Below are 18,003 nucleotides of genomic sequence, written 5' to 3'. Positions count from 1 at the left end.
CCCTCCAATGGACTGGGGGAAGAATATTTCAAGTCAAAACAACATGAATGCGCCATACCGGCGTTACTTCTGCAATGCCACCTTGCGGATTCAGGGCTGCTGGGTCATTCTGCCATTGGGCAAGGGTGTGGGGTGGCATGTCGAACATTGCCGGCAAAGCATATGCAATGAACGTGCTGACGCCGATGCGGCCTTGGCGGACATGGATCCAGACCCTGATTTTCATGGTGGCGCGCGCCGGGCCCGCGCAGCTCTCGGGCTTGCTTGGCCTAAAGCTCATTCATTTCGCGCGTTGGGTGATCATCCGGCGCGACCAATGGCCTGATCTCGGCCAGGGCAAGCAGGCCATCCAGAACGACTACATGCTGTTCCTGTCCAATTTCAACGGCACCTGGGACCAGTATATCGACGCCTTCGCCGACGGCATTCCGAGCGGCCTGGACATGTTCTGGTATGCCAGCACCAAATATCCCCACTCGATCCCGATCTCGAGTTTCAAGGACTATATCGGCGCCAACCAGATCCATACCAACTACTATTACAACGCCACGCCGGGTGCAGCGCAGCGCGACATCAAGGCGGCGCTGCGTGTCCGAAACGAGGTGCTGAAGCTCGCCAGAATCCATGGCAGCAGCGACCCGAAGACCTTCGCACTGGCCTACAGGGGGGCGCTTGTGAAGGTGGCCAACTCGCTGGCATCGCCGGGCTTTGCCCCGATCGCCTCGGTGGCGACGCGCAAGGCCGACAAGGCGCGGAACGAATTCATCGACATGCTCGAAAAGAAGCGTGGGGCGGCCGATGCCAAACCTTGACGGCGGCCACTATTTCCTGACGGTCCTCGCCCCGATCCGGGTCGACATCATGATCGATCCCGACGAGATCGGCCGTTCCCGCTCGCACCGGCAACTGCTGGCGCAGAAGCTGGCGTTGCTGGCCACCGGCAAACAGACGGCGGAATCGCCGCCGAATGCACGGCCCTCGCCCTTCTCGCTTAATACTTTGAACCACCTCGCCCGGTTCGTCATCATCCATGGACCGGCCTTCAACGGGCGCATGTCGAGCGATGCGCTGGTCAGCGCCGTGCGCACCATCAATCCGCTGGCACCGCAGCCCGTCGATCAGCTGGGTACACCTTTTCTGCTGTTCGCGGCCGATATCGACGCACAGGCCGAAGGCGATGCACTGCGCGCCTACACCGATGCACTGTGGGCGACGATGAAACGCGATCTGGTGATTATCTTCGGCCATTGCGTCGGCTTCGACGGCATCGATTCCGCGGACGGGTTTCACGCCTATATCAAGCGCTGCCAGATCGAGACGACGATGCCGTTCAACGACTACTGGCCAGACGGGCTCGACGTCAAAGTCAAGAAGCTGGAGATCGGCACGCTCAAGCCGGTTGGCATCGCCACCGGCGGTGCGATCATAATCTGGCTTGCGGTCCTGCTTCTGCACGGCGTCTTCGCTGTCTTCGGCGTTCACAATGCTTTTGCGCAATGGGTCGCGACGGCAGCTACATGGGGCGTCGCCGTGGTTTCGTTGCTGGTCATCCTGACGTTGCTTATGGCCTGGAGCTTGTATCGCAAGGTCTTGCACCAGGGCATGACGCCCTTTCCGACCGCACCCGGCGCCGACCTGCCCTCGGTGCTGAAATCGCTGTTCGTGCAGCAGCATTTCACCCGTTTCGCCATCGAGGCGCAGGGCCTTGACGACACGGCACTTCACGCCCGCTTCGGTGCCTTTGTCAGCGCCGTAAAGCCGGATGATCCGGCGGAACCTACACAGCAGGCCGGTGAAATCCAGGCGCCGGCGGCGGAGTGGGCGCGATGATTGAACTCGACCTTCCCGACCTTCAGGGCAACATCCATCGCCCCTATGGCCGTTTTGGCTTTCCGCACAGCCGGCATCTGTTTTTCACCATCGCGGACGCTGCTGCTGGCCGTCTGTTCGTGCAAGGCATCCGGCCGCGCATCACCACCGCCGAGCCATGGGGAAAGTCGGAGGCTGGCGGCACCGGACCCATACTGCTGCGCAAGCCGCCGATCACGCTCAACATCGGTTTCACCTATCTTGGCCTGCGCGCGCTTGATCTGCCGACCCGCACGCTGCGCCTTTTGCCCGACGAGTTCATCGACGGCATGGGCTGCCGCGCCGACATCCTCGGCGACGTCGAAGGCAGCGCGCCAAGGCATTGGGACCCCGTGTGGCACGCGCATCTCGACGGCAGCGTGCGCCCGGTTCATGTCTGGGTGTCGCTCAATGTCGGCGCCAACCCCGACGGCACGCCGCTGCCTGAGCTTGCCCTGTGGACGACATGGCTGCAGGAGCTTGCGGCAAAGTCCAACGGCGGCGTGGCTCTCCTCGCAGGGCACGGAGCTGACGGACAAGGCCTTTGGCAGGATTCCGCGGCGCTGATGGAACCCGGTCCTGACGGCACGATGGTCCCGCAGCCGAAGGAGCCGTTCGGCTTCACCGACGGCATCAGTGATCCGGTCTTTCGCGGCCAGTTCCAGGCCGACGCAGAGGCGCGCGCCGTCATCGGCGCCGGCAAGATCGCCGAAGGCCCCTACGATCCCAAGACCAGCTGGAAAGCGCTTGAGACCGGCGAGTTCATCCTCGGTCAGGTCGACGAGGGCCAGGAGTTTCCGGTCGCCACCGAGCCGTCCGGCTTTGCCCGCAACGGCACCTTCATGGTCTGGCGCAAGCTGCGCCAGGACGTGCCGGGGTTCGAGGCCGAGATGCGGCGGCAGGCGGCCCTCTGGAAGCAGGTTACCGGCATTAGCGACGACGTTGAGGCCTATGAGATCGTTTCGGCCAAGCTGGTCGGCCGCTGGCGGTCCGGCATTCCGCTGCTGGCCGCGCCGAGCTGGGCCGATCACCAGCGCTTGATGGACGAATGGGCGGATTGCATCGACCCCGCGCTGTGCAAACCGCGCGACGACGTCAAGCACCAGGAGCGGCTCGCCGCCTTTGCCCGGCTGCGCACCGGCTTCCGCTACGGCGATGATCCCGATGGCGCCAAATGTCCGTTCGGCGCCCATATTCGCCGCGCCAATCCGCGCGACATGCTCGACCCGCTGCTGAGCGACACGCATGGGGCAAGCACGCTCACCAACCGCCGCCGCATCCTGCGGCGCGGGCTGCCCTATGCCGATCCAGACGGCGAACGGGGCGTCATCATGATGGCGATCTGTTCGAGCATTTTCCGGCAGTTCGAATTCATCCAGCAGCAATGGATGAGCTACGGCCTGGATTTCGATGCCGGCAACGACACCTGCCCGCTGACCGGCAATCGGGCCGAATCCAGCAAGCACGTCATTCCGGCCGGGCCGGCCAACGCCACACCCTTCATCGCGGCGAACCTGCCTGAATTCGTGACGACGCGCGGTGGCGACTACTTCTTCGTCCCCAGCCTCACCGCAATTCGCATGATCGCCATGGGAACGGTCGATCCGACCTGACACAGCCTGCCTGCTCCGGCAAAGGCGCGACAGGCGCCGTGCTAAAGCAATTTCAGGAAAAGTGTGAGCGGTTTTCCGTCCGGAAATTACGAAAAACAAAGAGATAGAGCGGTTCGCCGTTTCCGTGAAACGGTGAAACGCTCTATGTCCAGTGCCCGAGCACGCCGGCCAGCGAGATGGCGGCCATGGCCAGCAGCGCCAGCTTCCAGAAATCGCCGCGCCGCCGCAGACCCGGCCAACCGAGCGGCTTGATGATCTGGATGAGCATGATGCCGATGAAGACAAGGGCGAGAAGCTTCGACATGCCGCCTTTGACCAGCATTGCGGGCGGCTGTCAAAGCGCTGTCTGCGTTCGCTCCGAAACTCCAAACTGGCGGCTTAAGGCAGTCGCCTCTATCCCGCCGGCGATCCGCAGGTGACATGCACGAACGTGCCGGTCATGGCGCTGGCACGGTCGGATGCCATCATCGCCGCGACTTCAGCCACTTCAGCCAGCAGCGGCAGCCGCTTCTGCAGCGTCCCAGCGCCCAGTTCGGCCAGATAGGCTTCGCGACTGGCGCCCGACACGGCGACATGCTGGCGCACCATCTCCTGGAAATCCGGAGAATCGGGCGACCCCGCCGAACGCAGGCAGATCGCGCGGATGCCATGCGGCGCAAGTTCTGCCGCCAGGCCGCGCCATAGCCCTTCGATCAGGTGGCAGGCCGGGCCGAAACCGCCGATCTCGCGCACCGCCTCGGGCGGACCGGCCGTGATTGTCAGGATGACGCCGCTGCCGTGTTTCGTCATGTGCAGCGCCACCGCCCGCGCGGTGATGAATTGGCTGGCCGCCGCCTTGCGGATCGGCTGCATGAAATCGGCGAGCTGCATATCGACCAGCGGCGTGCCCTGGATGTCCTCGGTGCCGATCGCGTTGAAGAGAATGTCGATCCGGCCGGCCCGCTCGGCAACGGCCTCGACATGCCGCCCGACTGCCGCCTCATCGAGCGCATCGACCTGATCCGCTTCAGCGTGCCCGTCCGTCTGGCGGATGGCCTGCGCCACCGCCTCGACCTTCTCGCGCGTCCTGCCGGCAAGAAAGACCCGTGCGCCTTCCCTGGCAAAGGTCCTGGCAACCGCGCCGCCAATTGATCCACCGCCGCCATAGATGACGGCAACTTTGTCAGAGAGCAGCATGTTTTTTTACGCCTCTCGTTTTTTGCGGTTGGCTCACGCGGAGCGGAGACGGCCAAGACTTTCGCCAAGCACCACGACCGCGATGCCGAGCAAGGCAACATCCTTGATCAGAAACGATCCGAGCGGTCCAAGCGCCGGGAAGCCCAGCGCAGGGTCCCAGATCGGCAATGCCAACATGATCGAACACGTGGTGAGAAAGGTGAAAGTCGCCAGCGCCCCTGCGACCACACCTGCTCGTGCCGTCCACGGCGAAGCCACCAGCAGCAAGGCCGTAGCAATCTCCACGACGCCAAGAAAATACGACGCACCGGCCTCACCGAACAGCGGATAGAGCCATGCCAGCCACGGTGTTCCACCGATCAGCGGCTTGAGTGCTTCGACCTCTGTCTGGGTGAATTTGAGACCGCCGATCAACAGCAGCGGCAGCACGACGCCGGCTAAGGCGATGAAGCGGCCGATTTTCAGGATGTTTGTGCTGGCGTCACGCATTGCCGAGATACTCCTTCAGCATGTCGAAACTCTCACCCCAGCCCTGCAGGTGGCCGTCGCGGCTCTCGACTGTCAGGAAGTCTGCCTGGTGGAAGGTCATGACCGTCTTGTCGCCATCGCCGGTGAACGTCAGCGTCACCAGCGTTTCGTGGCCAAGATTGCCATCGCCCTCTTCCCAGGCGTGGGTGAAGACCAGCCGCTCCGCCTCGACGATCTGGCGAAACACGCCCTGTTCGGCCACCTCGGTGCCATCGTATTTGCGCGAATGGACCCGCCAGAACCCTCCCAACCGCATATCCACCTGCGCCGACAAGGTGGTGTAGCCGCGCGGACCCCACCAGCGTTTCATATGGTGCGGCTCGGTCCACATCTTGTAGACAAGCGCCCGTGGCGCCTCGAAGACTCGGGTGATCGTCAGCGCCCGCTGGCGTGCATCGTGCCGGTCAGTTGCCGGGTCCGTCATTTGTCCTCCCCCTTCTGCAGCGCTCGCAAATAGTCATCCATCTGGTCGAAGCGGCCATCCCAGAGCTGCCGGTAATGCTGGAGCCATTGGTCCACGCCTTGCAGCCGGTCGACTTCGAGCCGGCACGGCCGCCACTGCGCATCGCGGCCGCGGCTTATCAGGCCGGCACGCGCCAATACCTTGAGATGTCTCGATATAGCCGGACCGCTGATCTCGAACGGTTCGGCCAGCTCGGTCACGGTCGCCTCGCCCGTCGCCAGCCTCGCAAGGATGGCGCGGCGTGTCGGATCGGCAAGGGCCGCGAATGTGGCGGTAAGCGGGTCTGTTTGCAACTATCTAACCATTTTGTTATTTAACATTCATGTTAGATACAGACGGATGTTCATGCTGTCAACAAGCCAGGAAGCGATCTCCTTTTTTGACGCAGACGCTTGCCGACGATTCCAGGGTGAAAAAAGTCACGGGATGCCGACAGGCTCCTGACAGACTGCTGTCAGGAGGGGAATGCGATAGTGTCTCCATCAGAGAAGAGGAGATGGTCATGAACAGCTTTGGTATTTTGAACAGCGTACAGCACTATGTCGGCAAGATCCGCACGATGCGCAATGAAGTCCGTACCCAGCGCTTCATGAATTCTTTGCCGGCGGACATCCGCAAGGACATTGGCTGGCCCGATATGTATCAGGGTCGCGGCCGTATCCGTGAGGTCTGAGGCGATTTTTTCATGGCAATGCTTGGATGCAGCCATCGCCACACCCAGATCAAAGACATGACGCGCAGGCAGCGATGCATGCGGGCAGGTGCTGAATCTTTCGGCACTTGCCACGGACAATGCTGAAGGCTCCTGACAGAATGCTGTCAGGAGCACCATGCCATAAACGTGTCAGGAGACATGAATGGTGAAAAGCTGGAACGACAGGCTGAACACGCCGGGCATGAATGGCGTGAAGCCGACGCCGCGCACGATGGGCGATGTCGTCGAGGGCCAGCCGATGCTTGTGCCGACGGCCCGCCAGGTCGATGATTTCATCCGCACGATCCCCAACGGGGTCGAGATGGACGTCCGCGCCTTGCGCACCGCGCTCGCCATTGAGCACGGGGCGCAAGTGACATGTCCGGTCACCATCGGCTATCATCTGCGCACCGTCGCCGAAGCCGCCAATGAGGATATCGAGCGCGGCATGACGCTGAGCGACGTAGCACCCTTCTGGCGTGTACTCGACACCAACACGCCGACGACGAAGAAACTGTCCTTCGGCGCGGAATTCGTCGCCGCGCAGCGCAAGCGCGAAGGGCTGAAGCCATAATGCGTGTCGCCCAAAAGTGCGCAGCGGTTTTTGGGATAACGAGACGCATCAAACAGGACATGCCTGCCGCCCGAAAGTCGAAACCGGTTTTGGGCAACGGCATGCATAAGAAACACGCAGAGGGACCATACGATGCGCCGTGCCGACAGGCTCTTCCAGATCGTGCAGCACCTGCGCGGTGGCCGGCTGGTCACCGCTCAGAAGCTCGGTACCTGGCTCGAGGTTTCCGAGCGAACCATCTACCGCGACATTGCCGACTTGCAGTCGACCGGAGTGCCGATCGACGGCGAGGCGGGCGTTGGCTACATGATGAGGGAGGGTTTCGACCTTCCGCCGCTGATGTTCACGCGTGACGAAATCGTCGCGCTGGTCGCCGGCGCCCGCATGGTGCGCGCCTTTGGCGGCGCTGCCATGGCGCGTGCCGCCGACGAGGCGCTGGTCAAGATCGGCGCCGTGCTGCCCGACGCCGAAAAAGACCGCATCGCTCGCACCGAGATCCACACGCCGATGTGGGTGGTGAGCGATGCCGCGCGCGAGGCGATCGACCTGATCGAGCGTGCCGTCGAGAAGCGCCAAGTGCTGACCATCGACTACTCGGACGAGGCCGGCCGCGGCACTGCGCGTGATATCCGGCCGCTCGGCCTGTGGTTCTGGGGCAAGGTGTGGACACTGGTCGCCTGGTGCGAGATGCGTGACGATTTCCGCGCCTTCCGTATCGATCGCATCGCCTCGGTGGTCATCGCCGGCCGCATCTTCAAGCCGGAGCGCGGCAAGCAGCTCGCCGACTTCTACCGCGCGGTCGAACGCTCGGAGGATTACGGCATGACGCCGGACCGGGCGGCGCGCAGCTGACGCTGCAGGCACAATAAAAAAGCCCGCTCGAAGCGGGCTTTTTGTTGGGCGGTCGCAGGCCTCACTCGTCGTCGGCGTCTTCGTTCTTGGACTTCAGCGCCGAGAGCTTGGCGAACACGGCGTTGGCGTCGAGCTCGGCATCCTCGTCCTTCGGCTTCTCCGGCGCCGGCACCAGGCGCTCGGTCAGGGCCGCCGGCAGCAGCGTGTCGCCAACAGGCTGCGCCTGTTCGCGGCCGCGTGAGGCGCGGTTGACTTCCATGTCGAGGTCGATCTGCGAGGCGAGACCCAGCGTCACCGGGTCCATCGGCTGCAGATTGGCGGAGTTCCAGTGCTTGCGCTCGCGGATCTGTTCGATTGTCGACTTGGTCGTGCCGACCAGGCGCGAAATCTGCGCGTCCTTGAGTTCCGGGTGGTTGCGCACCAGCCACAGGATGGCGTTGGGCCGGTCCTGACGCTTGGACAGCGGCGTGTAACGCGGGCCCTTGCGCTTGGATTCCGGCACCCGCACCTTGGGGTCGGACAGTTTCAGGCGCTGGTTCGGATCCTTCTCGGCGCGCGCGATCTCGTCGCGGGTCAGCTGTCCCGTCATGATCGGGTCCATGCCCTTGATGCCTTGCGCCGATTCGCCGTCGGCGATCGCCTTGACCTCAAGCGGATGCAACCCGCAGAACTGCGCGATCTGCTCGAAGGAGAGTGCGGTGTTGTCGACCAGCCAGACGGCGGTCGCCTTGGGCATCAGCAGCGTATTGGCCATTTCAAAAATCCTTCTCGTTCGCCCGCGTTCCCGCGCGGGCGGTGGTTTAGAGCCACCAAAATGGGAAATTCGCGGCCTGTATAACCGCTCTGCCGCCGTTTCGCAATGTTTTTGGCGCAGGGCGCAGCCACTGGGCGCCAGACTGCGTGTAGGCCAGAAAGGGCCTCGGCCTCGGCGATCGTTGACGCCCCTCGTAAAAAGGGCCCCAACGACAAAACCCGCCGGACAGGGTCCAGCGGGCTCGGAACCGGCGACGGGAAACGTCTGCTACGGCTCTTGCTTCCAGCACATGGCCGGCCTTACGGCCGACCATGCTTCGAGTTAGATGGCCTTGCGGGCGATCCGCTCGATGTCGCCGCGGCTGATGCCGAGGTCGTTGAGCTGACGGGCGTTGAGCTTGTTCAGCTCGCGCACGGTTTCGTTGTACATACGCCAGTTACGGAAAGCGCGGATCGGGTTCATGGTAGTCCTCCAGTTGTTGGATCAAATCGTTTCGATGACGCTTAGATAGGCAGCGCTGCCCACGAATTGAACAGACGTCTTTGCATAGCGGCAATGCAAATGCTGCATTGCACAATTAAGCGTCTGTTCATCTTGCCGACAGGCCGAGCGTGGAGGATGTGCCGAGATCCAGGTCAGGCCGAGTCGAGAATGGCTGATACCGAGAACCGGAGCGGATCGTACTAAAGTACGTGAGCACCGGCCTACGCGGGCCCTAGCCTTAACTGCCGCAACCACTCATGCAGGCTTCGGCCGGCGAAGGCCGGAAGCGCAGGGATCGGCCATTCGCAGGCCGGCCTCATCTGAATATTGGAGCATCCTAGCCGACGTCGAGAACGATCTTGCCGATATGCTCGCCCTCTTCCATGCGCTCATGCGCGCGCCAGGCATCGGCCAGCGGGAAGATCATGTCCATGACCGGCGACACCTTGCGGGCGCCGAGCAGCGGCCACGCCTGCGCTTCCAGCGCAGCGGCGATCGCTGCCTTGAACTCGACCGTGCGTGGCCGCAACGTCGAGCCGGTATGGGTCAGCCGCTTGACCATGATCTTGGAAAAATCGGCGCTCGCCACCGCGCCGGCCTGGACGGCGATCTGGACGATGCGGCCCTCGACAGCGGCGGCCTCGTAGTTGCGCGCGACATAGTCGCCGCCGACCATGTCGAGGATGACGTCGGCGCCCTTGCCGCCGGTGGCATCTTTGACCGCGGCGACGAAATCCTCCTCTCGGTAGTTGATCGCCCGGTCGGCGCCGAGCTTCAGGCAAGCGTCGCACTTCTCCTTGCTGCCGGCGGTGGTGACGACGTAGGCGCCGAAGGCCGACGCCAGCTGGATCGCCGTGGTGCCGATGCCCGACGAGCCGCCATGGACCAGCAGCGTCTCGCCCTTCTTCAGGCCGCCGCGCTCGAACACATTGTGCCAGACGGTGAAATAGTTTTCCGGCACCGCGGCCGCTTCCGTGTGGGTGAAGCCGGCTGGCAGCGGCAGCACGCTGCCGGCATGAACCTTGACATATTCCGCATAACCGCCGCCGGGCGTCAGCGCGCAGACCCGGTCGCCGATGCGCCAGCGCGAAATTTCGTCGCCAAGGGCAGCCACTTCGCCCGATGCCTCAAGGCCGGGCAGGTCCGACGCCCCGGGCGGCGGCGGATAGGCGCCCTTGCGCTGCTGAACGTCGGGCCGGTTGACGCCGGCGGCACGCACCCGGATCAGGATTTCGCCGGGGCCGGGCACCGGCACGTCGCGCGTTTCCGGTTTCAGCACCCGCGGCCCGCCCGGTTGCGAAATTGCAATGGCCGTCATTTTGGCCGGAATTTTAAGTCCGCTCGCCATCAAATTTTCCGTCCCGATCCTGCCGGTCTGTCGCCGGCTGTTTGCATCAGCACCCCTGCCCTATGTATGCTGATTGCCGGATCAGGCAAATGCTCAAATCAGGCCAATACTGATCAGGCCAATACTGATCGGGGAGGAGCGACGATGGCGATCTTCGACGACGAACCCAAAAAGAAATCCAGGCCGCATGAAATCGGACAGGATCTGTCGCTGCTTTCGGTCGGTGACCTGACCGAGCGGATCGGCATATTGCGCGACGAGATTGCCCGGCTGGAAGCCGAACTGCAGACCAAGGGCAGCACCAAATCGGCGGCCGAAGCCCTGTTTCGCCGCGGTTAGTTTTCGAGCTAGTTTCGGCGTCGGAGCATCCGCCGCCGAAAAGCCCGAATGCGCCTGTCTTCAGAACTGACAAGCCCCTCCAGCCGGATCAAACAATGTTTGCAAGCTACAGACCGATTCTCTCGCTGCTTCGCGGCACTGCTTTCCTGCTCGCGGCTTCGGGACTGCACGGCCTGCTGCTGCCGTTGCGCGGCCAGCTCGAAGGGTTTTCCACCGCATCGCTCGGCCTGATGGGCACGGCCTGGGCCGGTGGCTTCGTCACCGGCTGCTTCTTCGCACCGCGCCTCGTGCGCCGCGCCGGCCACGTCAGGGCGTTCGGCGCCTTTGCCGCGTCGGGCGCCATCGTCGCCCTGCTCACCGGCCTGATTATCAACGAATATGTCTGGATCCTGCTGCGCGCCTTCACCGGCTTCACCATGGCCGGCGCGTTCATGGTCATCGAAAGCTGGCTGAACGAGAAGGCCACCAACGAGAACCGCGGCACCGTCTTCGGCCTCTACATGATGGTCACCTATGCCTCGATCATGGGCGGCCAGATGATCGTTGCCGGCGGCGACGTCAGATCGGCCTCCCTGTTCATGATCACCGGCATATTGTTCTGCCTGTCGCTGATCCCGACCGCGGTGTCGACGGCTTCGTCTCCCAAGCCGTTGCAGGACGTCAAGCTCGACGTCAAAGGGCTTTACGCCAATTCACCGGTGTCGGCGATCGCCTGCCTGCTGGTCGGCATCGCCAACGGCGCATGGGGCACGCTGGGTGCGGTCTACGGCGCCCGCATCGGCATTTCCACGGCCGAAATCGCGCTGATGATGAGCCTTGTCGTTGTTGCCGGCGCGGCCATGCAGCTTCCGGCCGGGCGCCTCTCCGACAAGACCGACCGTCGTTTCGTGTTGGCGGGCGCTGCCTTCGGCGCCGCACTTTTCGCCATCCTGATCTTCCTGTTCGAACCGCACTCCTCGGTTCTCGTCATTGTGCTCACTGCCGCCTACGGCGCCTTCGCCTACACGCTCTATTCGATCGCCGTGGCGCATGCCAACGACCATGCCAGCGACGAGGACTTCGTCAAAGTCTCGGGCGGCCTGCTGCTGCTCTACGGTTTCGGCACCATGATCGGCCCCTTGCTGGCCGCCGCCCTGATGGGCTGGTTCCGCCCCGAAGGCCTGTTCCTGGCCACAGCGCTGGCGCATCTGTGCCTCGCCGCCTACACGCTGCTGCGCATCAGCCGCCGCGCGCCGGTGCCAATCGAAGACCGCGATGCCTTCAAGACGCAACCGGCCGATCGCTCGGTCACCCCTGAAGCATTGCGGCTCAGAAAAGCGGAAGCCGACGGTTGAGATTTGAAAAGCTTTGCCCCACAAGTATAGGCATGATCTTTTCTGACGCCTTTATGGCGATTGCCGATCCCAACCGGCGCTATCTCCTGGAAGAGCTCCGGCGCGGCCCGAAAACCGTCAACGAACTGGCTTCGGGCCTGCCAGTCTCCCGCCCGGCCGTGTCCCAGCATTTGAAAGTGTTGCTCGACGCCGGCCTGGTTCAGGCCAAGGCCGAAGGCACGAGGCGGGTTTATACCGTCAGCAATACCGGCTTCCTCAAGCTCAACATCTGGCTCGACCAGTTCTGGGAAGCATAGGCCGAGATCCAAACTCGCTTTCCCGGGCTTTCAAGTGCCCGCCGCCAGTGCCTTGCCCAGCGCATCGAGCAGGAAACCGGTCCCATGCTCGCGCGACGACGATGTGTCGTGCCCATCGAGAAACGCGCCCTGCTCTGTCAGCACCAGGCGCGTGCCTGTGCCTTCCGGGCGGATCTCCATTGTCGCCAGCGACACCGATATTCTGACATCGCCGGCCAGCATGTCGTAGCTGTAGACGATGCGCTCATTGGGCACGATGTCGAGATAGGTGGCGGCGAAGGTATAGAGCGGTCCCTCCTTGGGCCCGCCGACATTGATCTCCTTGCCGCCGACGCGGAAGTCCATCTCGTAGCGGCTGGGTCGTGGGCTGTCCGGATCGGCAAACCAGCGCCGCTTGGCGGCCGCATCGCTGAGCGCGAAATAGACTTTCGCCGGCGCGGCCGGATAGACGCGCTCAAGCACGAAGGTGGAGTGGACGACGGATCGTTCGGTCAAAATGGCCTCCTTCAGTTTTCTGAGTCTTTGGTCTCGGCGAGAAAATCGCCAAGCCGGTCTAGCCGGCGCTCCCATGTCAGCCGCCGCTCATTGATCCAGTGTTCGGCGCCGCGCAGCGCCTGCGGCGCGATCTGGCAGGTGCGCACACGGCCGAGCTTTTCCGAGCGCACCAGGCCGCTTGCCTCGAGCACGTTGAGATGCTGGACGACGGCCGACAGCGACATCGCCAGCGGTTCGGCCAGCTGGCTGACTGAGGCCGGCCCGCGCGACAGCCGTTCGACCATGCTGCGGCGCGCCGGGTCGGCAAGCGCCTGGAACATCAGGTCGAGTTGGGCAGGATCGTGCAACATCGCGGCTAGCCGTTGTTGTATGGGAAGAACTTGAAGTAGGGCTGCGCCTCCTCGATCACCCTGGCAAAGGACGGCCGCTTGAGCAGGCGGTCGTGGTAGCGTTTCACCGCCGGATAGCTGTCGCCGAACGGCTCGACCTTGTTGGCGTAGAAAAGCGCCGGCGAGGCCGCACAGTCGGCCATGGTGAAGGTGTGGCCGGCCGCCCAGATTTTCGAGCGCATCTCCTCCTCGACGATCGCATAGGCGTTGCGCAGTTGCGCACGCGCCTCCTCGACCCCGAACGGATCGGTCTTGTCCTGTGGCCGCAACCTGTCGCCGACGATCTTCTGCATCGGCGCCTGCACATAGAAATCGTAGAAACGGTCGGCCTGGCGAACCTGGAGAGCAAGGTCAGCCTCGGCCGGGATGAACTCGACCGGCCCGGGATAGTGGGTGGCCAGATATTCGATGACGATGGTCGATTCCAGCACCGTGCGGTTGCGCGCATCGTCACGCAGCGCCGGCATCTTGCCGGTCGGCGACACCTTCAGGAACGCCGCCCGCGACTGCACGTCGCCGAGGTCGACGATGACCGGCGTGAAGGGCGTCTCGTTCTCATAAAACGCAATCAGCGGTTTCCAGCAGAACGATGCCAGCGGATGGAAATGGAACGTCAGGGACATTTTTTGCTCGTCTGTTTTCGAGTTCGTCGTTGCTGGAGTTGCCTTGTTACCAAACACTGAAGTAATTACTTAACTATTGTCACAGGTGGAGTGAGTCAAGGTTCCAACTCCACCGCCTGTCAGGGTTTGGTATGCGCGACGAGGGCGGCGACAATCGCGCCCCAATCGTCGGAATGCAGTTCGTGGCCACCGCCTTCGATGCGGACAAGCCGTCCGCCGGGGACGGCATCGGCAAGGGCTGCGCCATGCTCGACTGGAAAGATCGGATCCGATGTGCCGTGGATGACGAGCAGTGGGACCTTGATCTCGCGCAGGCGCCCTTTCATATCCTCGCCACCTTTCAGCATGAAATGGTTGGTCGCGCTCAAAAAGCCGCCGGATCGGTCATAGTCCTGTTCAATGAACGCCTTCATCGCCTTCTCATCGAACGGATGCGCGGTGCTGGCGATGGCGTGGGCGTCCTTGACGACGAAGCCGACAACCTGGTCACGGTCCGACCAGTCGACCTTTGCGCCGGCGGCCGAGTGCTCCATATAGGCCGCGGTCGTCCCCGGCAGATGCGATGTATCGATCCCCACCGGCGAACTGCTGATCACCGTCAGTGTGATGACACGCGATGGATGTTTCACCGCCAGTCGTTGCGCGATCATGCCGCCCATCGACATCCCCACCACATGCGCCTTCGCTATGCCGTAGCTGTCGAGCACGCCGGCGGCATCGTCCGCCATGTCGTCGAATGTGTAGGCACCCGGCGCATATTTGGTCGACAGGCCGGTATCGCGGTTGTCGTAGCGGATCACGAAACGGCCCTCGCCGGCGAGTTTTTTGCAAAGCGCCTGCGGCCACCACAGCATCGAGGCCATGGCGCCCATGACCAGCAGCATGGCTGGATCCCCGGGATCGCCAAACGTCTGGGAGACGATTTCGGATGCTGCGGTCTTTGTCATGGGAATCTCCTCGCCTACATTCAAACTGATTGCGTTTTGCAATCGGTTGCACGATAATAAAACTGGTACGATAATGCAACTGGTTTTTTTGGGGAGAGTCGGATGAAAACCGAACATCGCTCGGGATGCCCGATCAATCTGTCGCTGGAAGTGTTCGGCGACCGCTGGAGCCTGATCATCCTGCGCGACATGATTTTTGGCGGCAAACGCCATTTTCGCGAGCTGCTCAACGGCTCGATCGAGGGCATCGCTTCCAACATCCTGGCCGACCGGCTGAAGCGGCTGATGGAACTCGGCATGCTGACCAAGGCCGATGACCCCTCGCACAAGCAGAAGGCGATCTACAGCCTGACCGAAATGGCCATCACGCTGGTGCCGATCATGGCGCATCTCGGCGCCTGGGGCCGCGTCTGGCTGCCGGTCAGCGAGGAGCTGTCGATCCGCGCCGAACTGCTGGAGAAGGGCGGTCCGCCACTGTGGGAGCAATTCATGGACGAGCTGCGCCACGACCATCTGGGGACGCCAGTCGCCGCGGCGGGGCGGCCTTCCGTCCGCGCCACATTGCAGGCCGGATACGAGGCGGTGGTGGCTCGCAAGGCGTCGAGCGCCGGCCAGGCCGCCGCCTCCTGACCAACTTATTTTCCCATTTATGGGGCGGCTCTGCTATCAAGGGGCTGAAAAACATAATTTATGGGATTGGATAACGCTCTTGGTTGAGAACTCTAAGGATACTGCCCGCGCCCGGGCAGATATGCGTTTCAAGAAGCAGGAAGAGGCCGCCACCGTCCGCCAGAAGGCAATGGCGGAGTACGTCGCCGAGGCCGACGCCCGCCAGGCCAAGACCAACAAGCTCCGGGCCTTGCGCCTTGCCAAGGAAGCGGAAGACCTCGCCAACGCACCTGCCGCCCCAGTCAAGAAAGCTGCGCGAGCCAAGAAGAAATAGCGCTCGGCGGTCTTCTTCATCGACGCCCGATCTGGAAGCCGGCAGCGCTATCCTGTGTCGGTCAACGGCACGTTCCGAGCCGCCGCCATTCCGCTTTCCCACGCGAAGCAATTTCAACCGCAACCGGGATTTCGCATCTCCCGTGTCAGGCGGATAATTGACGCGTTTTGATCAGGAGACAGCCATGACCGCACTGACCCTCGAAAAAGCCAAGCACATCATCGACGCGGCCTTCGCCAAGGGCGCCGAGCTGAAGCTCAAGCCGCTCGGCGTCTCCGTGCTTGATGCCGGGGCTCATCTCGTCGCCTTCCAGCGTCAGGACGGCGCCTCGTTCCTGCGCCCGCAAATGTCAGCCGGCAAGGCCTATGGCGCGCTCGCCATCGGCATGGGCTCGCGCCGTGTCGAGGCTTTCGCCAAGGAGCGGCCGCATCTCATCGCCGGCATTTCCGATGTCTCGGGCGGCCGCGTCCTGCCGGTCGTGGGCGGCGTGCTGATCCGCGACAAGGCCGGCGCCGTCATCGGCGCCGTCGGCATCTCGGGCGACACATCGGACAATGACGAGGCCGCAGCCATCGCCGGCATAGAAGCGGCGGGCTTCACCGCCGATCCGGGCTGAGAGCTCTAGTTGAGGTTGATATCCCGGCTTGCCGACCGCATCGAGACCGAGAAGCCGGCCAGCACGTCGAACAGCGCGATCACCATCAGCGTGAAGAAGACCGAGTGCGCCGCGCCCTTGACCAGCAGGAACTCGACCAGGAACGCCACGAAGACCAGTGTCGACAACAGATGGTCCATGATCGAAGCGTTCGTGGTGCGCACCGACTTCACCATTTCGAGGAACAGGAAGATCAGCCCGATCACCACCATCAGGTCGCCGAGCGTCATCGAAAACACCCCGCCAGACATCATGCGGAAAGAGAAGATTTCGGTCGCCCACGGATCGTCGCCGCTGCCGAATATTCCGAGGAGTCCGAGATTGTAGGCCACGAAGGGCACGATCAGCAGCGGGATGGCACCGAACATCAGGCGTCTCCTCAAGCAATTCCGGGCAAAAGCGGTTTTCCCACGGGAATTGCGTAAACGATGGGGGCATATTCTGTAGAATGCGCCAACCGTCCCTCGTCAAGAATTTTCGCATGCGCCGCAAACACGGAAAAAGACCACGCGAAACAACACTGTCAGCCGCAATTGCTCCGACTGATGCCCGACACGCCGGGATTCAGCGCTTGAACTGGCCTGTGCGTACGGCGGCGCCGATGGCATTGAGAATGAAAAGGCCGGCGGTCATCGAGGTGATCTCATTGACATCGCGCGCCGGCGCGATCTCGACAATGTCCATGCCGACGACGCGCCCCTTGGCAAACAGCCCCTTGATCAGCTCGATCGTCTGCCGATAGCTGACCCCGCCTGGCGCCGGCCCCTCGACTGCCGGCATGACCGCGGGATCCAGACCGTCGGCGTCGATGGTCAGGTAGTAGCGGCCGCCATCCGGGATGCGCTTGAGCAGCGCCGCCGTGCCGATGTCCTGCCATTCATTGGCGGTGACGATGTTGGAGCCATAGGCGCGTGCCGCCTCGACCTCCTCGAGTCGGGCACTGCCCTGGCCACGGATGCCTAGCTGGAAAATCCTGTCGATATGCGCCATCTCCGAAGCGCGGCGGATGGGGCTGGAATAGCCTTCCCTGACGCCGTTGACGTTGTCGCGCCAGTCGAGATGGGCATCGATCTGCACCAGAGTGATCGGCCCTTCGCCGTCAAACGCACGAAAGATCGGGATCGGAATGCCATGATCACCGCCAATGGTGATCGGCAAGGCGCCGGCGGCGCGGATCTTGCGGATCGCCGCTTCGGCCCGCCCGTAGTGGCCGCCGGCGGCATCGCCGGGGATATCGCCGACATCGACCACCTTGACATCCTGTCCGTCGAACAGGGTTCCGCCAATGTCGAAATCATAGCGGTCGAGCCCCAGGCTGATGCGCTGCGAGGCGCGCCGCACCGCGGTCGGCGCGTTGGTCTGGTCGTTGATCAGCTCATCGATCGTATAGGGACTGCCGTAAGCCATGCCGATGATGGCGATATCAGCCTTCACCGCATCGAGATCCTCGACCAACGGGAAATTCATGAAGGTCTGGAAGACATCGCGTGGTGCTGTGGTGAGCTTGGTCATGCTTGTCCTCTGAAGCCGGCCGGTCGCCGCGCGGAAGCGCCGCGACAAGGCATGCAGACCCAATACAGCACTGCCGTCGCAGCTTGTATCGCCACGGACGCCCCGGTCTTTGGCATAGCTGGCGGCGCGGCGGCCAC

The 18,003-nt window shown here is 62.9% G+C and carries 26 protein-coding genes; 12 read left to right on the top strand and 14 right to left on the bottom strand.

Annotation, left to right across the window (positions count from 1 at the left end; all coding sequences use genetic code 11):
* Positions 1 to 137: 137 nt before the first annotated feature.
* The 3 genes from H0241_RS13155 to H0241_RS13145 are packed head-to-tail and all read left to right on the top strand — an operon-like array spanning position 138 to position 3,461.
* Positions 138 to 812, top strand: a complete 675-nt coding sequence (locus H0241_RS13155) for a hypothetical protein (RefSeq protein ID WP_181058002.1) — start codon at positions 138 to 140, stop codon at positions 810 to 812.
* A complete protein-coding gene (locus H0241_RS13150; RefSeq protein ID WP_181057999.1) occupies positions 799 to 1,830 on the top strand; it encodes a hypothetical protein in 1,032 nt (343 codons plus the stop codon). Before H0241_RS13155 ends, H0241_RS13150 begins: the two co-directional genes overlap by 14 nt.
* On the top strand, positions 1,827 to 3,461 hold the full coding sequence (locus H0241_RS13145; protein ID WP_181057996.1) for a Dyp-type peroxidase: 1,635 nt from the start codon (positions 1,827 to 1,829) through the stop codon (positions 3,459 to 3,461). The genes H0241_RS13150 and H0241_RS13145 overlap by 4 nt, the downstream gene beginning before the upstream one ends.
* A 142-nt stretch (positions 3,462 to 3,603) precedes the next feature.
* Here the strand turns inward: H0241_RS13145 and H0241_RS13140 are convergent, their stop codons facing one another.
* The 5 genes from H0241_RS13140 to H0241_RS13120 form a co-directional block, all read right to left on the bottom strand.
* Positions 3,604 to 3,765, bottom strand: a complete 162-nt coding sequence (locus tag H0241_RS13140) for a hypothetical protein (RefSeq protein ID WP_181057993.1) — start codon at positions 3,763 to 3,765, stop codon at positions 3,604 to 3,606.
* Positions 3,766 to 3,854: 89 nt separating this feature from the next.
* Positions 3,855 to 4,637 (bottom strand): SDR family NAD(P)-dependent oxidoreductase, encoded by a 783-nt coding sequence (locus H0241_RS13135; RefSeq protein WP_181057991.1) that lies wholly within the window; start codon positions 4,635 to 4,637, stop codon positions 3,855 to 3,857.
* Between the two features lie 33 nt (positions 4,638 to 4,670).
* Positions 4,671 to 5,126 (bottom strand): DUF417 family protein, encoded by a 456-nt coding sequence (locus H0241_RS13130; RefSeq protein WP_181057989.1) that lies wholly within the window; start codon positions 5,124 to 5,126, stop codon positions 4,671 to 4,673.
* A complete protein-coding gene (locus H0241_RS13125; RefSeq protein WP_181057987.1) occupies positions 5,119 to 5,589 on the bottom strand; it encodes an SRPBCC domain-containing protein in 471 nt (156 codons plus the stop codon). Before H0241_RS13125 ends, H0241_RS13130 begins: the two co-directional genes overlap by 8 nt.
* A complete protein-coding gene (locus H0241_RS13120; protein WP_181057985.1) occupies positions 5,586 to 5,921 on the bottom strand; it encodes an ArsR/SmtB family transcription factor in 336 nt (111 codons plus the stop codon). The genes H0241_RS13125 and H0241_RS13120 overlap by 4 nt, the downstream gene beginning before the upstream one ends.
* A gap of 209 nt (positions 5,922 to 6,130) precedes the next feature.
* Here H0241_RS13120 and H0241_RS13115 point away from each other — a divergent pair, with 209 nt between their 5' ends.
* The 3 genes from H0241_RS13115 to H0241_RS13105 all read left to right on the top strand — a co-directional run bounded on the left by H0241_RS13115 (position 6,131) and on the right by H0241_RS13105 (position 7,748).
* Positions 6,131 to 6,301: a hypothetical protein gene (locus H0241_RS13115; RefSeq protein WP_181057983.1), complete on the top strand. Its 171-nt coding sequence runs from the start codon at positions 6,131 to 6,133 to the stop codon at positions 6,299 to 6,301.
* A 184-nt stretch (positions 6,302 to 6,485) separates the two neighbouring features.
* A complete protein-coding gene (locus H0241_RS13110) occupies positions 6,486 to 6,896 on the top strand; it encodes a hypothetical protein (protein WP_181057981.1) in 411 nt (136 codons plus the stop codon).
* A 132-nt stretch (positions 6,897 to 7,028) separates the two neighbouring features.
* Positions 7,029 to 7,748 carry a helix-turn-helix transcriptional regulator gene (locus H0241_RS13105; protein WP_065518138.1) on the top strand — a complete coding sequence of 240 codons (720 nt, stop codon included), beginning with the start codon at positions 7,029 to 7,031 and terminating at the stop codon, positions 7,746 to 7,748.
* 61 nt (positions 7,749 to 7,809) lie between these two features.
* Here the strand turns inward: H0241_RS13105 and H0241_RS13100 are convergent, their stop codons facing one another.
* From H0241_RS13100 to H0241_RS13090, 3 genes are all read right to left on the bottom strand, one after another.
* On the bottom strand, positions 7,810 to 8,502 hold the full coding sequence (locus tag H0241_RS13100; RefSeq protein WP_044548374.1) for a DUF1013 domain-containing protein: 693 nt from the start codon (positions 8,500 to 8,502) through the stop codon (positions 7,810 to 7,812).
* Positions 8,503 to 8,823: 321 nt separating this feature from the next.
* Positions 8,824 to 8,964 (bottom strand): DUF1127 domain-containing protein, encoded by a 141-nt coding sequence (locus tag H0241_RS13095; RefSeq protein WP_112393407.1) that lies wholly within the window; start codon positions 8,962 to 8,964, stop codon positions 8,824 to 8,826.
* A gap of 358 nt (positions 8,965 to 9,322) precedes the next feature.
* Positions 9,323 to 10,333: an NAD(P)H-quinone oxidoreductase gene (locus H0241_RS13090; RefSeq protein ID WP_181057979.1), complete on the bottom strand. Its 1,011-nt coding sequence runs from the start codon at positions 10,331 to 10,333 to the stop codon at positions 9,323 to 9,325.
* A gap of 144 nt (positions 10,334 to 10,477) precedes the next feature.
* Between H0241_RS13090 and H0241_RS13085 the strand changes: the two genes are divergently transcribed.
* The 3 genes from H0241_RS13085 to H0241_RS13075 are packed head-to-tail and all read left to right on the top strand — an operon-like array spanning position 10,478 to position 12,302.
* On the top strand, positions 10,478 to 10,672 hold the full coding sequence (locus H0241_RS13085; protein ID WP_112559543.1) for a DUF1192 domain-containing protein: 195 nt from the start codon (positions 10,478 to 10,480) through the stop codon (positions 10,670 to 10,672).
* Positions 10,582 to 12,006 (top strand): MFS transporter, encoded by a 1,425-nt coding sequence (locus tag H0241_RS13080; RefSeq protein ID WP_328824688.1) that lies wholly within the window; start codon positions 10,582 to 10,584, stop codon positions 12,004 to 12,006. The genes H0241_RS13085 and H0241_RS13080 overlap by 91 nt, the downstream gene beginning before the upstream one ends.
* 32 nt (positions 12,007 to 12,038) lie before the next feature.
* Positions 12,039 to 12,302: an ArsR/SmtB family transcription factor gene (locus H0241_RS13075; protein WP_181057975.1), complete on the top strand. Its 264-nt coding sequence runs from the start codon at positions 12,039 to 12,041 to the stop codon at positions 12,300 to 12,302.
* Between the two features lie 30 nt (positions 12,303 to 12,332).
* On the opposite strand, the gene H0241_RS13070 is transcribed toward H0241_RS13075, so the two are convergent.
* The 4 genes from H0241_RS13070 to H0241_RS13055 form a co-directional block, all read right to left on the bottom strand.
* Positions 12,333 to 12,797: an SRPBCC family protein gene (locus H0241_RS13070; RefSeq protein WP_181057973.1), complete on the bottom strand. Its 465-nt coding sequence runs from the start codon at positions 12,795 to 12,797 to the stop codon at positions 12,333 to 12,335.
* Between the two features lie 11 nt (positions 12,798 to 12,808).
* The gene (locus tag H0241_RS13065; protein ID WP_181057971.1) at positions 12,809 to 13,147 is read right to left on the bottom strand and encodes an ArsR/SmtB family transcription factor; all 339 of its coding nucleotides are present in this window, start codon (positions 13,145 to 13,147) and stop codon (positions 12,809 to 12,811) included.
* Positions 13,148 to 13,152: 5 nt separating this feature from the next.
* Positions 13,153 to 13,809 carry a glutathione S-transferase family protein gene (locus tag H0241_RS13060; RefSeq protein ID WP_181057969.1) on the bottom strand — a complete coding sequence of 219 codons (657 nt, stop codon included), beginning with the start codon at positions 13,807 to 13,809 and terminating at the stop codon, positions 13,153 to 13,155.
* A gap of 119 nt (positions 13,810 to 13,928) precedes the next feature.
* Positions 13,929 to 14,756 carry an alpha/beta fold hydrolase gene (locus H0241_RS13055; RefSeq protein ID WP_181057967.1) on the bottom strand — a complete coding sequence of 276 codons (828 nt, stop codon included), beginning with the start codon at positions 14,754 to 14,756 and terminating at the stop codon, positions 13,929 to 13,931.
* Positions 14,757 to 14,858: 102 nt separating this feature from the next.
* Between H0241_RS13055 and H0241_RS13050 the strand changes: the two genes are divergently transcribed.
* The 3 genes from H0241_RS13050 (at position 14,859) to H0241_RS13040 (ending at position 16,315) form a co-directional block, all read left to right on the top strand.
* Entirely contained in the window at positions 14,859 to 15,386 is a 528-nt protein-coding gene (locus H0241_RS13050; RefSeq protein WP_181057965.1) for a winged helix-turn-helix transcriptional regulator, read from the top strand.
* Between the two features lie 79 nt (positions 15,387 to 15,465).
* Positions 15,466 to 15,699, top strand: a complete 234-nt coding sequence (locus H0241_RS13045; RefSeq protein ID WP_023670152.1) for a hypothetical protein — start codon at positions 15,466 to 15,468, stop codon at positions 15,697 to 15,699.
* A gap of 184 nt (positions 15,700 to 15,883) precedes the next feature.
* Complete coding sequence (locus H0241_RS13040) at positions 15,884 to 16,315, top strand: GlcG/HbpS family heme-binding protein (RefSeq protein WP_181057963.1); 432 nt, start codon at positions 15,884 to 15,886, stop codon at positions 16,313 to 16,315.
* 5 nt (positions 16,316 to 16,320) lie between these two features.
* On the opposite strand, the gene H0241_RS13035 is transcribed toward H0241_RS13040, so the two are convergent.
* Positions 16,321 to 16,722, bottom strand: a complete 402-nt coding sequence (locus H0241_RS13035) for a hypothetical protein (RefSeq protein ID WP_142869343.1) — start codon at positions 16,720 to 16,722, stop codon at positions 16,321 to 16,323.
* A gap of 196 nt (positions 16,723 to 16,918) precedes the next feature.
* On the bottom strand, positions 16,919 to 17,866 hold the full coding sequence (locus H0241_RS13030; RefSeq protein WP_181057961.1) for an agmatinase: 948 nt from the start codon (positions 17,864 to 17,866) through the stop codon (positions 16,919 to 16,921).
* Between the last annotated feature and the right edge of the window lie 137 nt (positions 17,867 to 18,003).

This window comes from Mesorhizobium neociceri (assembly GCF_013520985.1).
GTDB lineage: Bacteria > Pseudomonadota > Alphaproteobacteria > Rhizobiales > Rhizobiaceae > Mesorhizobium > Mesorhizobium neociceri.
This window is presented reverse-complemented; position numbering and strand designations above follow the sequence as displayed.

What these genes read in the sequence shown, in the direction of transcription:
- H0241_RS13075 (WP_181057975.1), top strand. Translation starts at nt 12,039, where the DNA reads ATGATCTTTTCTGACGCCTTTATGGCGATTGCCGATCCCAACCGGCGC.
- H0241_RS13150 (WP_181057999.1), top strand. Translation starts at nt 799, where the DNA reads ATGCCAAACCTTGACGGCGGCCACTATTTCCTGACGGTCCTCGCCCCG.
- H0241_RS13145 (WP_181057996.1), top strand. Translation starts at nt 1,827, where the DNA reads ATGATTGAACTCGACCTTCCCGACCTTCAGGGCAACATCCATCGCCCC.
- H0241_RS13035 (WP_142869343.1), bottom strand. Translation starts at nt 16,722, where the DNA reads ATGTTCGGTGCCATCCCGCTGCTGATCGTGCCCTTCGTGGCCTACAAT.
- H0241_RS13055 (WP_181057967.1), bottom strand. Translation starts at nt 14,756, where the DNA reads ATGACAAAGACCGCAGCATCCGAAATCGTCTCCCAGACGTTTGGCGAT.
- H0241_RS13085 (WP_112559543.1), top strand. Translation starts at nt 10,478, where the DNA reads ATGGCGATCTTCGACGACGAACCCAAAAAGAAATCCAGGCCGCATGAA.
- H0241_RS13125 (WP_181057987.1), bottom strand. Translation starts at nt 5,589, where the DNA reads ATGACGGACCCGGCAACTGACCGGCACGATGCACGCCAGCGGGCGCTG.
- H0241_RS13095 (WP_112393407.1), bottom strand. Translation starts at nt 8,964, where the DNA reads ATGAACCCGATCCGCGCTTTCCGTAACTGGCGTATGTACAACGAAACC.
- H0241_RS13060 (WP_181057969.1), bottom strand. Translation starts at nt 13,809, where the DNA reads ATGTCCCTGACGTTCCATTTCCATCCGCTGGCATCGTTCTGCTGGAAA.
- H0241_RS13115 (WP_181057983.1), top strand. Translation starts at nt 6,131, where the DNA reads ATGAACAGCTTTGGTATTTTGAACAGCGTACAGCACTATGTCGGCAAG.
- H0241_RS13090 (WP_181057979.1), bottom strand. Translation starts at nt 10,333, where the DNA reads ATGGCGAGCGGACTTAAAATTCCGGCCAAAATGACGGCCATTGCAATT.
- H0241_RS13155 (WP_181058002.1), top strand. Translation starts at nt 138, where the DNA reads ATGTCGAACATTGCCGGCAAAGCATATGCAATGAACGTGCTGACGCCG.
- H0241_RS13110 (WP_181057981.1), top strand. Translation starts at nt 6,486, where the DNA reads ATGGTGAAAAGCTGGAACGACAGGCTGAACACGCCGGGCATGAATGGC.
- H0241_RS13100 (WP_044548374.1), bottom strand. Translation starts at nt 8,502, where the DNA reads ATGGCCAATACGCTGCTGATGCCCAAGGCGACCGCCGTCTGGCTGGTC.
- H0241_RS13130 (WP_181057989.1), bottom strand. Translation starts at nt 5,126, where the DNA reads ATGCGTGACGCCAGCACAAACATCCTGAAAATCGGCCGCTTCATCGCC.
- H0241_RS13140 (WP_181057993.1), bottom strand. Translation starts at nt 3,765, where the DNA reads ATGTCGAAGCTTCTCGCCCTTGTCTTCATCGGCATCATGCTCATCCAG.
- H0241_RS13105 (WP_065518138.1), top strand. Translation starts at nt 7,029, where the DNA reads ATGCGCCGTGCCGACAGGCTCTTCCAGATCGTGCAGCACCTGCGCGGT.
- H0241_RS13030 (WP_181057961.1), bottom strand. Translation starts at nt 17,866, where the DNA reads ATGACCAAGCTCACCACAGCACCACGCGATGTCTTCCAGACCTTCATG.
- H0241_RS13040 (WP_181057963.1), top strand. Translation starts at nt 15,884, where the DNA reads ATGACCGCACTGACCCTCGAAAAAGCCAAGCACATCATCGACGCGGCC.
- H0241_RS13065 (WP_181057971.1), bottom strand. Translation starts at nt 13,147, where the DNA reads ATGTTGCACGATCCTGCCCAACTCGACCTGATGTTCCAGGCGCTTGCC.
- H0241_RS13050 (WP_181057965.1), top strand. Translation starts at nt 14,859, where the DNA reads ATGAAAACCGAACATCGCTCGGGATGCCCGATCAATCTGTCGCTGGAA.
- H0241_RS13135 (WP_181057991.1), bottom strand. Translation starts at nt 4,637, where the DNA reads ATGCTGCTCTCTGACAAAGTTGCCGTCATCTATGGCGGCGGTGGATCA.